The 15,808-nt window shown below is 48.6% G+C and carries 13 protein-coding genes; 8 read left to right on the top strand and 5 right to left on the bottom strand.

Going from position 1 to position 15,808, the window contains the following annotated elements; translation table 11 throughout:
• Window positions 1–140: 140 nt before the first annotated feature.
• Window positions 141–1,181, bottom strand: coding sequence for a type 2 isopentenyl-diphosphate Delta-isomerase (gene fni / locus AC2TF5_RS01875; RefSeq protein ID WP_491302783.1), 1,041 nt, complete (start codon window positions 1,179–1,181; stop codon window positions 141–143).
• Window positions 1,182–1,471: 290 nt separating this feature from the next.
• Between fni and AC2TF5_RS01870 the strand changes: the two genes are divergently transcribed.
• A complete protein-coding gene (locus AC2TF5_RS01870) occupies window positions 1,472–2,962 on the top strand; it encodes a phospholipase D family protein (protein ID WP_491300600.1) in 1,491 nt (496 codons plus the stop codon).
• 173 nt (window positions 2,963–3,135) lie between these two features.
• Here AC2TF5_RS01870 and cls read toward each other — a convergent pair whose 3' ends face one another.
• Window positions 3,136–4,638, bottom strand: a complete 1,503-nt coding sequence (gene cls, locus AC2TF5_RS01865; protein WP_491300599.1) for a cardiolipin synthase — start codon at window positions 4,636–4,638, stop codon at window positions 3,136–3,138.
• A gap of 257 nt (window positions 4,639–4,895) precedes the next feature.
• On the opposite strand from cls, the gene AC2TF5_RS01860 reads away from it, so the two are divergent.
• The 5 genes from AC2TF5_RS01860 to AC2TF5_RS01840 all read left to right on the top strand — a co-directional run bounded on the left by AC2TF5_RS01860 (window position 4,896) and on the right by AC2TF5_RS01840 (window position 10,605).
• A complete protein-coding gene (locus AC2TF5_RS01860; protein ID WP_491300598.1) occupies window positions 4,896–5,477 on the top strand; it encodes a TetR/AcrR family transcriptional regulator in 582 nt (193 codons plus the stop codon).
• A gap of 33 nt (window positions 5,478–5,510) precedes the next feature.
• A complete protein-coding gene (locus AC2TF5_RS01855) occupies window positions 5,511–5,858 on the top strand; it encodes a DMT family transporter (protein WP_491300597.1) in 348 nt (115 codons plus the stop codon).
• Window positions 5,858–6,172, top strand: a complete 315-nt coding sequence (locus AC2TF5_RS01850; RefSeq protein ID WP_491300596.1) for a DMT family transporter — start codon at window positions 5,858–5,860, stop codon at window positions 6,170–6,172. Before AC2TF5_RS01855 ends, AC2TF5_RS01850 begins: the two co-directional genes overlap by 1 nt.
• 210 nt (window positions 6,173–6,382) lie before the next feature.
• The gene (locus tag AC2TF5_RS01845) at window positions 6,383–7,324 is read left to right on the top strand and encodes a TetR/AcrR family transcriptional regulator (RefSeq protein ID WP_491300595.1); all 942 of its coding nucleotides are present in this window, start codon (window positions 6,383–6,385) and stop codon (window positions 7,322–7,324) included.
• Between the two features lie 47 nt (window positions 7,325–7,371).
• Entirely contained in the window at window positions 7,372–10,605 is a 3,234-nt protein-coding gene (locus tag AC2TF5_RS01840; protein ID WP_491300594.1) for an efflux RND transporter permease subunit, read from the top strand.
• 206 nt (window positions 10,606–10,811) lie between these two features.
• Here AC2TF5_RS01840 and AC2TF5_RS01835 read toward each other — a convergent pair whose 3' ends face one another.
• Complete coding sequence (locus AC2TF5_RS01835; RefSeq protein WP_491300593.1) at window positions 10,812–11,516, bottom strand: TorD/DmsD family molecular chaperone; 705 nt, start codon at window positions 11,514–11,516, stop codon at window positions 10,812–10,814.
• 398 nt (window positions 11,517–11,914) lie between these two features.
• Here AC2TF5_RS01835 and moaA point away from each other — a divergent pair, with 398 nt between their 5' ends.
• Window positions 11,915–12,919, top strand: coding sequence for a GTP 3',8-cyclase MoaA (gene moaA, locus AC2TF5_RS01830; protein WP_491302782.1), 1,005 nt, complete (start codon window positions 11,915–11,917; stop codon window positions 12,917–12,919).
• Window positions 12,920–12,949: 30 nt separating this feature from the next.
• Here moaA and AC2TF5_RS01825 read toward each other — a convergent pair whose 3' ends face one another.
• Window positions 12,950–13,567 (bottom strand): LysE/ArgO family amino acid transporter, encoded by a 618-nt coding sequence (locus AC2TF5_RS01825; RefSeq protein ID WP_491300592.1) that lies wholly within the window; start codon window positions 13,565–13,567, stop codon window positions 12,950–12,952.
• Between the two features lie 41 nt (window positions 13,568–13,608).
• Window positions 13,609–14,313, bottom strand: a complete 705-nt coding sequence (gene mobA / locus AC2TF5_RS01820) for a molybdenum cofactor guanylyltransferase (protein WP_491300591.1) — start codon at window positions 14,311–14,313, stop codon at window positions 13,609–13,611.
• Between the two features lie 204 nt (window positions 14,314–14,517).
• On the opposite strand from mobA, the gene AC2TF5_RS01815 reads away from it, so the two are divergent.
• Window positions 14,518–15,747: an MFS transporter gene (locus tag AC2TF5_RS01815; RefSeq protein WP_491302781.1), complete on the top strand. Its 1,230-nt coding sequence runs from the start codon at window positions 14,518–14,520 to the stop codon at window positions 15,745–15,747.
• Window positions 15,748–15,808: the final 61 nt, after the last annotated feature.

Below are 15,808 nucleotides of genomic sequence, written 5' to 3'. Positions count from 1 at the left end.
TAAATAAACAAAAATTCTGATAAGACGTCATTTACATATCATTCATCGGGTCGAGATATACTTATTTTCTGCCTGCATAGAAAAAGACCCCTAATCCTTGTCGGAAAAAGGGCCATTAAATGAATGTTTGGATTTAAAAGTCAGAACCGTTTCACCAGACGGTCCGTCTCTTTCAGAGCCGTAATATTTACCGCTCCGATGCCGAACATCGCCGTCCGCAGCTCCAGCTCAACCTGCGCCAGCTTGTGGTCCAGCGCCTCCTCGGAAGACACTGCCGAGCCGAGCAATCCTCGGCCAAAACCTGCCAGATCGGCACCGATCGCAAGAGCCTTAGCCGCATCCACGCCGTTGTTCAGACCCCCGCTGCCAATCAGGGCAGCGGTTGGTGCAGCCTCTCTCACCTCGGCGATGCAGTCAGCGGTCGGGTTGCCCCAGCCTGCGAACGCCTCCGCCGCCGCACGGCGGACAGGATCGCTGCTGCGGAATTTCTCGACTTGGCTCCAAGAAGTCCCCCCCGCTCCGGCCACATCAATAAATGCAGCTCCGGCATCCAGCAGGCTTCGCGCTGTAAAGCCGTCGATTCCCCAACCCACTTCCTTGATGCCTACCGGAACTTCAAGTACCCGGCATAACTCTTCGATCTTGGGCAGTAGTCCTCCGAACCGGGTGTTGCCTTCGGGCTGGAACACTTCCTGCAGTCCATTCAAATGCAGTACGAGCAGGTCTGCTCCGGCAATGTCCACGGCCCGCCGGCAATCATCCGGACCAAACCCGTAATTGAGCTGCACCGCGCCAAGATTGGCGATAACCGGAATGCTGGGCGCCTTTTCCCGAACCCGAAACGTAGGCGCAAGCTCTCCACGCTCCACAGCCGCCCGGATGGAGCCGACACCAAGCGCCCAACCTCGGCGCTCCGCGGCTTCAGCCAGACGCATGTTAATCTCCCCCGTTGCCTTGCTACCTCCAGTCATGGAGCTGATCAAAAGCGGCGTTACCATGGAGAACCCGAGAAAAGAGGTTGCCAGACTCACATCGTCAAAGTCCACCTCTGGCAAAGCCGCATGGCGGAACCGGTAATTCTCAAACCCCGTTGTCACATCCCGGCCTCCTACTTCTTCCTCAAGGCATAACCGGACATGTTCTATTTTCCGCTCACCTGTGGGCACCTCCGGCAGGAGCATGCCTTTGTTGTCCGAAACTGTTTCATTAGATGCAGGTCTAATCTCTCCGCTGGCAGGAGCCACCTGCTTGTTCCGATTGTTCATACGTCCCTCCCGTTAAGTAGCCGTTTCTAGATTGCGCTTCTATGTATCTTCTGATATTTCATAAATTGTTTAAACCAAATTGCTTTTGGTAAATAATAAAATGCTCTTATTGAATCATCCGACTTTATATAAATTTAGTACATCGATTATACATTTTTACCAATCGACTGTCGACCAGACATAAAACAACAGAAAGAAGGTGGATTATGCTGTTCTGGTCTTTCTTCAACATTCACCGAAAGTCTCCAAGAAAGAAACGGATACATTGGCTCCGTACTAGTGTTGTTCTGCTAGTCCTCTGGCTCATTGCTGTCATGTTGTATCATACCCACAAGCCGCTGCCACCTGGTCTTTCATACGAAAGCCCGCTCTACCGTACGGATAAGGTCCAATTCTGGACAGATATCACCTACAAGGGGCCGAAGGGCCAACCTGTCTATGAGCAGCAGATCCACAAACGGATCGGGCAAATTATTGACGAATCCCGGCAATTTCTCGTGATCGATATGTTTTTATATAACAATTACACTCACAAAGACCAGCAATTTCCCCCTGTGAGTGGAAAATTGACTGAACGGCTTATCCGTCATAAACAAGCCTATCCCGAAGTGGACATGGTATTTATCACAGATGAGGTGAACACCAATTACGGCTCGGCGCCGAACCCGCTGCTTGAAAGCATGAAAAACGCAGGCATCACTGTTGTGATAACGGATGTCAATCGGCTACGAGATTCTACACCGGTTTATTCCGCTATATGGCGTACCTTTTTCCAATGGTTCGGACAAGCCGGTAAGGGAAAGCTGCCCAATCTGATGGCAAAAGAAGGACCTCCACTTACGGTGCGCTCATACCTGAAACTGCTTAATTTAAAAGCAAACCATCGAAAACTCATCGTCAGTGAGAAAACAGCACTAGTAACCTCCGCCAATATCCATGACGCCAGTGCCTATCATTCCAACATCGCCATTGAGGCAGGAGGAGAGGTCATCAAGGACATCCTAGCTATAGAGCAGGCTGCAGTTGACCTCACGGGCGGTGTGAAGCTTCCCGAATACCAATCGGCAGCTGCGCCAAAGACAACCATCTCCTCTGAAAGATCCGTGGATATCCGCTATGTAACAGAGGGCAAGGGGTATAAATATATACTGGAGAGCATTCATCACGCGGATCCGGGAGATGTGCTATGGATCGGCATGTTCTATTTGGCTGAAGGAAAGGCCATGAACGGATTGGTTGATGCTGCCAAACGGGGAGTCGATGTTCGTCTCATCCTGGACCCGAACAAGAACGCCTTCGGACAGAACAAATTCGGCATTCCTAACCAGCCCGCAGCGGCTGAGCTGATGAAACGGTCGAAGAAGTCCATCACGATCCGATGGTACAATACTGGAAAAGAACAATACCACCCCAAATTGTTGTATGTAGCGAAGCCTTCCGGTAAATCGGTCATGATCGGTGGCCCCACCAATTTCACACCGCGTAATCTGAAGGATTATAATCTGGAGAATAACCTCTGGGCTGCTATTCCGCTGAATCATCCTTTGAAGAAACAGGTGGATGACTATTTCGACAGACTGTGGTTCAACCGTGGAGCGGAATTCACGCTGGAATTCAGTGTCCATCAAGAAAAGACAACCTGGCTGAAAAATATTGTGTTCAAGCTCCAGAAACTGCTGGGCTTTACTACCTTTTGATAACGTTTGGGAAAACTCGGTCGGCCCGCATATATTTCAATGCACAAGTTCAACCGGCAGGCTGCTTATTCTCTGTTTCCGTTCAACGCATACAAAAAACCACCGACTGCAGAGCATGTTCCTTTCTGCTGTCGATGGTTCTTTTAACTATTATCTATCACTGCGAAGAACAATTACAACAACGGTGACATCAGACGTGCACCTGATTCCAGCAGACGAACAATAATCCGCTTATTCATGAATGTGTCCCGGTCAATCAGAGTCGTAAATTGCAAATCACGCTCAAAATCATTAACCATCTGCTGCACACTCTCCGTCTCGACGAGTAAGGCGTTCACTTCAAAATTCAAGTGAAAGCTGCGCATATCCATATTTGCTGTTCCAATGGTCGCAATCTCGCCGTCCACAATCAACAATTTGGAGTGCAAAAATCCCTTTTCGTACTCATAAATACGGACTCCCGCATCGAGAAGAGTCGGAAAGTAGGAATGCGACGCTAAAAACGGGAGCCACTTATCGGGCTTGGCCGGAAACAGAATCCGGACATCCAATCCGGACAGCGCTGCTACACGCAGAGCTGTCAAAATATCATCATCCGGAATAAAATACGGTGTTGCAATCCATACTGACTTACGGGCCGATACAATCATAGAGAAAAAAATGTTTTTGAGCGCCCTCCGCTCATTATCCGGTCCACTGGCGATAATCTGAACCGCCCCGTTCCGGTTCTCCAGCAGATCCGGTGAATAATATTCCTGCTCCGTTACAACCTCATCTGTAACGTATTTCCAATCTTGCATGAATATGACCTGCAGCGTCCGCACGGCCTCGCCCCGGACAAGCATATGCGTATCACGCCAGAAGCCATACGTTTTGTTGCGGCTTAAATATTCATCTCCGATATTTAAACCGCCTATAAAGGCTACGCTGCCGTCGATCACGACGATTTTGCGGTGATTGCGGTAATTAACCCGGCTGGTAAAAAAAATCGTCCGCGGACTGCCGAACACAGCGACCTGGACACCGGCTTCCTTCATCTCATTCAAGAATGACGGAGGCAACTGCAAGCTGCCCACAGCATCGACCATAAATCTTACGTACACGCCCTCTCTTGCTTTGTTCATAAGAATTCTCTGAATTTGTGTACCGATCTCATCCCCCCGGTAAATGTAATACTCCATATGGATATGATGCTGCGCCTTTTGCAGCTCAGGAAGAAGTGCGGAGAACGTCTCTTCGCCGTTCGTGAGCACCTTCGTTTCTGTCGAAAAGGAGATCGGTGTACGCGCCAGACGCTGCGACAGCTGAAGAAGCTGCTGATGATCCTGCCGGAACGAAGTCAGATCCGGAGTACTGCGCTGAAGCACTTCACTTTCGTATGCCAAGAGATCACGTTGCGCTTTTTTATCGTATTTTCTACGTTTGAAATAGTTCTGCCCGAACAGCAAATAAAAAAAGAGACCCACGATCGGTATCAGGGCCAGCAGCAAAATCCAAGCCATCGTTGCTGAAGGTTGGCGGTTCTCCATAAAAATCATTAAACCAATGGAAACAACCGTAAGCGTAGAGAACACACTGACAACCGTACCGGCCGTTTTACCAAAATAATCGAAACCAAAGTAATAAAAAGCGAATAATATCGCCGATATGATAACAGCCTGTATTCCCTTTCTCATTTCTTGTAACCCCACTCCCACCAATAACGTTTTTCCGGATGTTAGTTATGTTGTCCACCATATTCTACATGAAGTTATACGTTCTTCCTACGAACAGGATACAGAAACCCCTAATTACGACAAAGTTGTAACCTTTCAGTGTCATATAATTAGAATGTTTGTCGAACATTTTTTTTTTTGCTTTTTTTCTTGACAAGTGACTCTCAATTTGAAAAAATAAACCTAACGACCGTTAGTTAGAGAGGTGGATTAAAAATATGACTTCATCAAATATAATGCAGGCGGCACTAACCCATTTTGCCAGAGACGGTTATGAGGGGGCATCTTTGAAAAATATCGCCGATGACTGTGGTATTAAGAAACCATCGATATATGCGCACTTTGCAAGCAAAGAGGATCTATTCATGAAGGTGCTGCAGTCTGTCTTTCAAAGACAGGAGCAACAAATAAAGCACTATTTCATTGAACACGAGCAGCTTCCTCTCGAAGAGCAATTGAAAGGATTTTTGACGAATAGACAGCGTGAGTATCACGAAGATAATGAAGCGAAGTTCCTTTTACGAATGTCGTTCTTTCCGCCAAAATCACTTTACAACGAGGTTATGGGCATACTTTACCCTTTTCTCGACAGTCTGGAGGATCACTGGTCACGTCTTTTTGCCGCTGGCTGCCCTGTTAAAGGACAGATTATTCTACATCCCCGGCAGGCTGCCTCAGCCTTTCTGACGCTGTTGGACGGTATCGACGTCGAAATGCTCTATGGGGGTGAAGAGCGTTCATTCCGCCGGCTTGAACAAGCATGGCCTGTGTATTGGTCGGGCGTTACGAAGGAAAGATAACATCAAGAATTCCAACTAAAGGGAGCATCTATTATGAATCGTAATTGGTTATACGTATTAGTCGCCGGATTGGTTGAGATCATCTGGGTTATAGGATTGAGTCATTCCAATAGTGTATGGGAGTGGCTGGGTACCGCGATTGCCATTATTTTAAGCTTTTATCTCATTATAGAATCAGCAAAACGCCTTCCAGTAGGAACGGTCTACGCCGTCTTTACAGGTATCGGTACTGCCGGGACAGTCACTACCGAAATGCTCCTATTCGGAGAACCGTTTAAACCTATCAAAATCATTTTGATACTCGTTCTGCTGACAGGCGTTATTGGACTTAAGCTTGTAACAGATGATTCAGCTGGTCAAGATCAGGAGGTGGCGAGCTAATGGCTTGGATCGCATTGATATTTGCCGGAACTTTCGAGGTCACGGGTGTAATTGGGATTAAAGGCGTTTCCCAGCGCAAAGGTTGGGCGTATCTGGCCCTATTGATTGCTTCCTTTGCCGGCAGCTTTTCTCTTCTGTCCTACGCGATGACAGCAATTCCGATGGGAACCGCATATGCAATATGGACCGGTATCGGGACGGTAGGCAGTGCCGTAACCGGCATGTTTCTATTCGGGGAGCCGAAAGAATGGCGCAGAGTGCTGTTTATTTCCATGATTCTGTGCGCTGCGGTAGGCTTAAAGGTACTCACTTAATTGTTGACAAGAAAAATGAAGACAGACCGCGTTTAGCGGTAGTTTTTCTTGCGAGATAAGGATGCCGTTACTCCGTAGTTTATACTTTCTTATCTCTTAAAAGCCGACCGTTACGTGAAGTTGTAACGGTCGTTTTTTTTATATATAATTATCTTTGACCAATGGGTCAATCACAGAACTACATAGTTCTTGAGCGAGGTGAATGACAGATTGTCGGATAAGACGGCGGAGAAACGCAAACAAATTTTGGTGACCGCCATGCAGCTGTTTTCTACTAAGGGGTCTGCCGCGACCTCCATGCAGGAGATTGCAGAAGTATGCGGGATGTCGAAGGGCAGCCTGTATCTCCATTTTAAATCCAAAGAGGAACTGGAGAAAAGTATCTATGAACATATTGCTCTCCGGATCCGGGATGAAGTTGTTAAAGTAGACCAGGAATCTCAACTTGCACCGAAGGAGCAGCTGCGCAAGCAAGCTGAGGTGCTCCTGGTGCATTTCCTGGAGGTACGCGAGTTTTTGCTGAAGCAGTTTCATGAGAATCCCGGACCTGGAAAGTCCCCTTTTGATCGTCAATGTGCTTATCAGGAAATGGGCAAAGCTCTGCTGTGGTTTAAAAATAAGCTTTCTTCCGTGTATGGCGATGAGATTACTCCCTACACGATGGAAATCGGGATGTTTGTCGGTGGCATGCTGGGCTCGTACATCCGGTTTTTATTCATGCCGGGCCTGCCGCTGAATGTCGGTATTTTGGCGGACCACCTTGTTGCCATGCTTGATGATGTGACAGACAGCCTGCTGCGCAGGCGCCCAGATCCACTTGTACCTATAGAGACATGGGAACGGCTTAATGGCATTCCTCCAGAGGAGTCTCACTTCTCACGTCACCCTCTAGTGGTCATCAAGTCGATGAAGGTTCAGCTAAAAGAACTCCCCCTGGAACCAGACGTCCGGCGCGATGGTCTGGACTCACTCAGTCTGATGGAGAAGGAGCTGCTCGAACTTCATCCCCGTCGGATAGTGCTGCAAGGCATGCTCCGGAACCTTGAAGGGATTGAAGGCATGGAGGATCTGTACGGGGAACTGAAAACAACAATCCACAGCGTCCTGGACCTTTATCTTGCATCTGATGGACGGATTCAGGAAAGTCTGTAGATTCATAGACAAAAAGGGATTTTTTGGAGAGGAGAAACAACCGCCTTATGAAAGGAATTATTAACTTCTCACTTCGCAACAAATTTGCCATCTGGCTGCTGACAATCATTATTATTATCGGTGGATTGTACAGCGGAATGACCATGAAACAGGAGACCATACCGAACATCAATGTTCCCTTCCTGAGTGTCACGGCCATTTATCCTGGGGCAGCGCCTGAAGGCGTAGTACAAGATGTAAGCAAACCGCTCGAAACACGGCTCCGGAATGTGGACGGGGTTAAAACGATCACCTCCACATCGATGGAGAATGTGTCCAACCTTATGGTCGAATTCAATTATGGCGCTGATCTGGATAACGCTACAGCAGCGGTCCGGGAAGCACTCAACGAGGTCAAGCTGCCGGATGGTGTGCAGAAACCTCAGATTTCCAAGTTTAGCATGAGCTCTATGCCGGTCGTATCCTTGAGTATCGCGAATAAAGAAGGCACATCTCTTGATGAGCTAACACGCATTACTGAGAACGATATCGTACCGAAGCTGGAAGATCTGGATGGTGTTGCTTCCCTTCAGGTTTCCGGTCAATTCGTTAATGAAGTACAGCTGAAATTTAATCAGAAGAAAATGGATGAGCTCGGCCTTACGGAAGATACCGTTAAAGGAATTGTTCAAGGCTCTGCTCTGTATGCACCACTCGGACTGTTCGAAATGGAACAGTCACAAAAGGCCGTCGCGGTTGATGGCGGCATCATCGGCATCGATGATTTGAAAAACATTGCTATTCCGGTTATGCCGGGCGGTGGCGCGAATGCTACCGGAGCTGGAGCACCTGCCGCTGGGGGTACACCGGCTGCTGGAGCAGACGGTGGCGCGAATGCCGGTTCTATCGGGCAAAATGCAGGTCAATCACCCGCTGCAGGCCAGCAAGCGTCTAGCGCTTCTTCGCAAGCAGAAGCTGCCGGGATGCCTAATGCCCCCGCTTCCTTCGGTATCCCTACCGTGAAGTTGGGTGAAATTGCCGATGTTGAAGTCATCGGTAAAGCGGAATCCATTTCCCGGACGAACGGCAAAGAATCCATTGGTGTTCAAGTCGTTAAAGCAAACGACGCAAATACGGTGGATGTTGTTAACCGCGTCAAGGACAAGGCAGAAGAACTTAAGGAACTATATCCGGGCATGGATCTGACGATCATGCTGGATCAAGGCAAGCCGATCGAGGATTCCGTTCATACCATGCTCTTTAAAGCCTTATACGGAGCGCTGTTCGCCGTGATCATCATTATGATCTTCCTGCGCAACATCCGTTCCACCATCATCTCGATCATATCAATCCCTTTATCACTGCTCATTGCCGTGCTCTGTCTGCAGCAAATGGACATTACATTGAACATGATGTCCCTCGGTGCCATGACGGTTGCAATTGGCCGGGTAGTCGATGACTCTATCGTCGTTATCGAGAACATTTACCGGCGATTGTCGCTCTCAAGCGAGAAGTTGAAAGGTCGTGAGCTCATTAGCGCGGCTACCCGCGAAATGTTTACGCCTATCCTGTCATCGACGATTGTTACGATCGCAGTGTTCCTGCCGCTCGTCCTTGTCAGCGGCATGGTTGGAGAACTGTTCATTCCTTTTGCCATGACGATGGTGTTCGCCCTACTCGCTTCTCTCGTTGTAGCGGTCACTCTCGTGCCTGCAATGGCGCACTCCATGTTCCGCAAAGGACTTAAGAACAAGCATAATCATGATGAAAAACCAGGCGCCCTTGCCCGCGGATATCAATCCGTACTGAGATGGTCCCTGAACCATAAACTGATCACCTTCGGAATTGCCATTGTTCTTCTGGTTGGCAGCTTGTTCCTGACCAAGTTCGTTGGTGTCAGCTTCCTGCCGGAACAGGAGGACAAATATGCGATGGTTACCTACTCTCCTCAACCAGGCGACCGTCTGGAAGATGTGGAGCAGCGTGCATTGGAAGCCGAGAAATACATTCTCGGTCAAGATGGAGTCCAAAGCATGCAATATTCCATCGGCGGCAGCAACCCACTCGGTATGGGTTCAGCCAATTCGGGGTTGTTCTATGTCATGTATGATCCAGATACGAAAAACTTTGAGGATGTAAAGAAAGATCTGGTGGAAGGACTGGAGAAACAAGTTCCGGAAGGCCAATGGTCCAGTATGGACATGGGTGGCTTTGGTGGCAGCCAGCTTACCGTCAATGTCTTTGGTGATACACTGGAGCAGATCAAGCCTGTAGCTGAAGACATTTTGGAGCTGGCTAAAGAAGACACCGCCAACTTTGAAAATGCAAAAACCAGCTTGTCTAAAGCCTATGAACAGTACACACTGGTAGCCGATCAGGAGAAACTCAGCTCGCTCGGCCTGACTGCCGGACAACTGGCTATGAAGCTCAGCCCGGTTCATGAGCGTCCGGTATTGACTGAAGTGAAAATCGATAATAAATCATATAAAGTGTATATCGAAGCTGACAGTCAGACATATAAGAGTATCGAGGATATTCAAAACGAAACTATCACTTCACCGCTCGGAATGGAGATTCCGATCAAAGATGTCGCAAAAGTGGAAAAAGGTACATCACCTGACTCCATTATGCGTATCGACGGCAAGATGGTCGTTACCGTTAATGCAGATATGATTACAACCGACGTAGGTTCTGCTTCCACTAACCTGCAGGCAAAAGTGGACGAGATGAAGCTTCCTGAGGGTGTATCTGTTAGCTTCGGCGGGGTTACTGAACAGATCAATGACACCTTCGGACAGCTGGGGCTCGCTATGCTGGCAGCTATCGCTATCGTGTACTTCGTTCTCGTTGTCACCTTCGGTGGTGCGCTCGCACCGTTTGCGATTCTATTCTCGCTTCCGTTCATCGTCATCGGTGTGATTATCGCCCTGCTCATTACGGGTGAAACGCTGGACGTATCCTCACTGATGGGTGTGCTCATGCTGATCGGTATCGTAGTGACAAATGCTATCGTATTGATCGACCGTGTTATTCACAAGGAACGTGATGGCTTGTCTACTCGTGAAGCGCTGCTTGAAGCCGGAGCGACACGTCTTCGTCCGATTCTCATGACCGCACTCGCCACGATTGGCGCTCTGCTCCCGCTTGTGTTCGGATGGGAGAGCAGTGCAGGCATCATTTCCCGCGGACTCGGCATAACCGTTATCGGCGGCTTGATCAGCTCAACACTGCTTACGCTGGTCGTTGTACCTATTGTGTATGAATTCCTGATGAAGTTCCGCAAAAAGCGGATCGAAGATTAAACCGGTCACTAAACGTAATGCTTAAAGAATAACATTCCATTCCATAGAGGGGCTGCCTCCATAAGGTCTGAACTAGACCTGCGAAGGCAGCTCCTTTTTTGGTGTTTGTGTAGAACAAAAAGCCGTTGCTTCTACACCCCATAGAAAAAAGGCATGCTTCCGTCTGGAAAGCATGCCTTTATATATACCCTGATCGTTATTCTCTGTTACACTAACACAACTTCACGGACCGGCTCATCTGCTACCAGACAAGACTGCTTCCAGGTGCGGAGCATTGACAAATCATATTCAAGGAACTCTTCTAGCAAACGCGAAACTGCCAAGTAAAGCGGGCTTGTCGTAGAAGCATTCAGCTCTCTGCACATCGCTGGAATCCAGGTGAGTAGATGCTCTTCCAGAAATTTTTTCTGTATATCTATCAAACGTAGCATGCTGTCCTCGCAGTATGCACTGTTCAGCATGCGATCATGCAGTATGGTCATAAATTCAAGCTCGATCGCAATATGATCGTCAGGCTCTCCGCTGACTTTCTTAAAGGCAGTTCCAGCTGAAGCGTAAAAGTCAGATAGATCCTGCGCACGACAGGAATAAGGAGAATAACGGGATTCTGCAAGCGGCCGCTGCTTCGAGTGCTGCAGCAATCTGCTGTACTCTGTGCCTTCCCGTTCGCAAATTCGCACGAGTTCCTCCGGTGAACGACCGCTCAAGTACTGCATGAGCTCGCGTCCTCCGCGGGTCAGCTCCGCCGCTTTACCAATTCCGCTGCTGCGGCTCCAATGTGCAACTAAAGACAGTGTAGGCCAGTGGCCCAAAAATTCAGTGAGCAGCTGATAAATCGTCCCCCGATTTTCCAGCCACCTGTGACAGACTTCAGGTACCTCCAATGTTCGAACAGATGATGATATCGTCATATCGAACCTCCTAATGGTGATCTCTTTGTTGGATGTTGATATCTTTCACATTATATCTTAAAAGATTCTAGGATGGGGTAATTTTATGAAAAATGATTTCCGAAAGTTTCGGAAAATTTCGGAAATCATTTTGAAAACATGCTTACCATCTTCACTTGGATGGTTCAGCTATTCTATGAGCGGCACACTTTTCAGGGGAGAAGCATGTGCCTGTAAGCTCAGTATAATGAACCTTGTAAACGTTTTCTGTGATACAGTTCACACGCTCCGACTTTTACAACAAATTTAACTGTTCAAAATTCAATATTTTTTAACGTCCCTTCCATTGACTCCCGCTACAGCAATCGCTACAATGTGACCATGCCAAGCTGGAAAGGGGATTCCGATAGATGAAACCGATGATTGAACCTTTGACGGACTCCTTTGGGCGGATTCATGACTATATCCGAATATCCGTAACGGACCGCTGTAATCTGCGATGTGTGTACTGCATGCCAGAAGAAGGCATGGTGTTTCAGCCGCATGACGAGATCATGAGCTATGAAGAGATTGCTTCCGTTCTGCGAGTGCTCGCACCTATGGGCGTATCCAAAGTACGGCTAACCGGCGGTGAACCACTCGTCCGTAAAGATCTGGAGTCACTGGTTGCCATGATTTCAGATATTGAAGGAATTCAAGATATTTCACTTACGACAAACGGGCTTCTGTTGTCTTCCAAGGCCCGTCTTTTGAAAGAAGCAGGACTTACCCGGATCAATATCAGCCTTGATTCGCTGCACAAAGAACGCTATGCCAAGATTACCCGGGGTGGAGATGTGCAGAAGGTGCTTGAAGGCATCGAAGCCGCATATGAAGCCGGGCTTGATCCAATCAAGCTGAACATGGTACTTATGAACGGCTTTAATGAGGATGAGATACAAGATTTTATAGCTATGACGATTCACCGTCCGCTGCATGTTCGCTTTATAGAATATATGCCGATCGGGCAGGCTTCAGAGGAATGGCGCAAAACATACATTCCGCTTAGTCATGTGACGGATGTGTGCCACGAAGCCGGCTGGACCTTTCAAGATGACCAGGGACCTGCAGGCAACGGCCCCTCTCGTAATATGAAAATACAGGGTGCTGCAGGCACTTTTGGACTCATCCATCCGGTAAGCGACCACTTTTGCGACTCCTGCAACAGGCTGCGTCTAACGGCTGACGGACATATTAAAGCGTGTCTGTACTGGTCGGATGAATTGAATGTCCGCCGCGTTGCTCACGATCCTGAAGCCACGGCTTCCTTGTTCCGCAAAGCACTCGGCGGCAAACCGCAAAACCACGAGATGGCCCTGGCTCTTGAAAAAAAAGCTCAAAGTCATACCCCGACCAACCGGCGCATGTCGCAAATCGGCGGGTAACAAAAGAAGCTCCGCAACTGCGGAGCTTCTTTATGTAATAACACCGAATAACTGCAGCGCCATATAGAGAGCCAGTAGCCAAATGATCAAGGCCGAAACGGTATTCAGTACCGCAATGCTCCGGCCCGTCGTGTCCACTCTGCCCAGCATCCGGCCTGCCAAGGCCAAACCTAGAAACCACAGCCACGAAACGATTGCCGCAGTCAATGCGAATATCCATTTAGTCATTCCTTCGTAAGCGAGTGAGCTCGTCCCGATTACGCCGATGGTATCCAATATCGCATGCGGATTCAGAAGGGACACCGACGCCGCATAAAGTACTTGCTTGCGGGCAGACAGCGGATCGGATTGTCCACCTCCTCCGCCTTTGGATCTCCAGATACTGAATCCCATGTAGAGCAGAAACAGAACCCCCACGGCGTATATCGTCGTTTCGAGCCAAGCGAACTTCAAAATAACGAGTGAAACACCGCCTACCGCTGCGAAGATCAACAGTGTATCGCATACCGATGCCGTTAGAACGGCAGGTAATGCACGGATAAAACGCGAGTTCACCGCTCCCTGATTAAAAATGAATATATTTTGCACACCTAGCGGCAAAATCAGCCCGAAAGCCAGCAGCACCGCATGGAAAATCGCTTCAATCAATCTCTCTCTCTCCCCTTTTAACGATCATTCTCTAATGATCCTCATTCAACCCAACCACAAGCAATCTCATAATCCTCCGGCTGGTTCATATTAAACAGCCCCTTCGCGGCGTCTATCCCCGTCAGCCGGGCCAGCTCCTCCACCGGAATGTAAAGAACGTTCAAATCGCTTAACCAATCCGTCATGCGCAGCTCATTCCTGCGCAAGCGATATTCCAAACTTGTGCAGACATCAAGGTGGTATACGGCAAGGAGCGGCTGCGGCTTCCCATCCATAACAGGAACAACGGCATCCCACGGAGCAACATCATCATGACGATCATGGCGGTCCATTGTTCTGACCCGTATTCCTGACTCTGGTGTCAAGGAATCTTCAGCGGCTATCCGCAAAAGTATCTGTATAATATCAGCGGTAACAAATGGCATATCACAAGCCGCTACTGCATTCCAGGCCGAGCGGGAAGCAGATAGACAAGCGTGGAGCCCTGCCATGGGCCCTTTCCCGCTAAATATATCCCTTACAGACCGCAATCCCAAAAAGCCATACGGTTTCGGATCATTCAGGGAAAGAAGCACCTCACCGCATACTTCGCCAAGGCTTAGAGCTGTCCTTTCTATGGATGCCACCCCACCTACAGGCAGCATCGCCTTATCGCACCCCATCCTCCGCGAAGACCCGCCTGCCAATACGATTCCCGTCGTGCCTGGAACTACCGCTAGTGCCCGTTTTATCTGGGGTTTTTCCATCCCTGCTCTCCCCCTATAGCTGTAATGTAAGAAATTCCCCTCATATATTACACTTGTATTACATTAGTAAAAAATGGGTAAAAACATAGAAGATGGTTTGTATCCCTTTTCAATGCGTGATACATTGAGAGAGGATAATCGGCTGTTCAAGCCATTTCTCTGTATTGCACTCGGTTTGAAAGGAATGACACCCACTTGCGGGATATGAACTACGATCAATCATCATTAAAGTCACTGAAACTCTTTAACTTTTTCATCTATGGAACCATGGTTATATTCACCGGGTTCTTTCAACTATATCTGCAAGATATCGGAATGGACAAAGTGGAAATCGGTAGCCTGATGGCTATTGCCCCTTTCGTCTCCGTGTTTGCCAACCCATTTTGGGGGTATTGGGGCGACCGGGCCGAGAATATCAAACGTGTCCTTATTTTCATGATGACGGGAACTTTACTGCTTGTCCAGTTTGTTTTTCAGGCGAACACATACACCATGATTTATACGTCGATGATTTTCTTTTATTTCTTCCAGACACCCATGTTCTCGCAGACAAACTCGCTTATTCTTGGATACATTGAAGGTACACGTCACAAGTTCGGTTCGTTCCGAATGTGGGGCTCGCTTGGTTGGGCACTGACAGCCGTTGCGGCTGGACCTGTGATCGAGCGGTTGGGATCAGGGCGGATTTCGATTGTATTTTCCATTATGCTGGTCATAGCCGCCGTGTTCATGCTGTCCCTTCCGAATATCCCGAAGGCGACCGCCTCTGCCACAGTAAATGTCCGTGGACTCAGCAAGCTGTTTTTGAATCCGTATTTCGTCTGGTTCATTCTGCTCGGCATTATTGTCTCTATTCCGAATACGATGAACAATACATTTATGTCCCTGTACATTCTGGATCTCGGAGGAACCAAACAGACGGTAGGATTAGCGATATTTTTCGCCTCCATATTCGAGGTAGTCGTCTTCCTGCTCTGTGACCGTTACTTGAAGCGCAAGATCAACGTAATGATTGCCTGTCTAACCGTTGTAAGCCTGCTCTTCTCGCTTCGCTGGTTGCTGATGGCTGAGGCCTCCACTCCGCTGGAAGTAGCCCTTATCCAGATCCTTCACTGCATCACCTTCGGCGGTTATTTCTATGTTGGGACTCAGCTGACCATGCTGTTTGTCCCAAGGTCGTACCGCGCCTCGGGGCAAGCGATTTACACCCTTTCCTGGAGCGGGATTTCTGGTGTGATCGGCGGCATCGCCGGCGGCTGGCTGTTTCAAAATTTCGGCGCCCAGACCATGTACCAGATCGGCATGATGCTGGCGTTGGTAGGTGCACTTGGTTTTGGATGGATGTGGTATATGCTGCGCAAGCAAGAATACCATCTGACGTCTGCCACTGAAGCTGATGAGGATATTCAGGAAGAGACACTACCCAGTGAATAAAATGAAGAGAACATAGGACAAGGCCCGGAAGTTTGCCCCAATGGGGAACTTCCGGGCCTTG

It is taken from the genome of Paenibacillus sp. JNUCC 34 (assembly GCF_058269055.1).
The sequence above is the reverse complement of the archived record's forward strand: the minus strand, read 5'-3'. Positions and strand labels throughout refer to the sequence as shown.

Excerpts from the sequence above, each read along its gene's own strand:
- AC2TF5_RS01855 (WP_491300597.1), top strand. The coding sequence starts at position 5,511 with ATGAATCGTAATTGGTTATACGTATTAGTCGCCGGATTGGTTGAGATC.
- AC2TF5_RS01840 (WP_491300594.1), top strand. The coding sequence starts at position 7,372 with ATGAAAGGAATTATTAACTTCTCACTTCGCAACAAATTTGCCATCTGG.
- AC2TF5_RS01815 (WP_491302781.1), top strand. The coding sequence starts at position 14,518 with ATGAACTACGATCAATCATCATTAAAGTCACTGAAACTCTTTAACTTT.
- AC2TF5_RS01870 (WP_491300600.1), top strand. The coding sequence starts at position 1,472 with ATGCTGTTCTGGTCTTTCTTCAACATTCACCGAAAGTCTCCAAGAAAG.
- fni (WP_491302783.1), bottom strand. The coding sequence starts at position 1,181 with ATGCTCCTGCCGGAGGTGCCCACAGGTGAGCGGAAAATAGAACATGTC.
- cls (WP_491300599.1), bottom strand. The coding sequence starts at position 4,638 with ATGAGAAAGGGAATACAGGCTGTTATCATATCGGCGATATTATTCGCT.
- AC2TF5_RS01860 (WP_491300598.1), top strand. The coding sequence starts at position 4,896 with ATGACTTCATCAAATATAATGCAGGCGGCACTAACCCATTTTGCCAGA.
- AC2TF5_RS01850 (WP_491300596.1), top strand. The coding sequence starts at position 5,858 with ATGGCTTGGATCGCATTGATATTTGCCGGAACTTTCGAGGTCACGGGT.
- mobA (WP_491300591.1), bottom strand. The coding sequence starts at position 14,313 with ATGGAAAAACCCCAGATAAAACGGGCACTAGCGGTAGTTCCAGGCACG.
- moaA (WP_491302782.1), top strand. The coding sequence starts at position 11,915 with ATGATTGAACCTTTGACGGACTCCTTTGGGCGGATTCATGACTATATC.
- AC2TF5_RS01835 (WP_491300593.1), bottom strand. The coding sequence starts at position 11,516 with ATGACGATATCATCATCTGTTCGAACATTGGAGGTACCTGAAGTCTGT.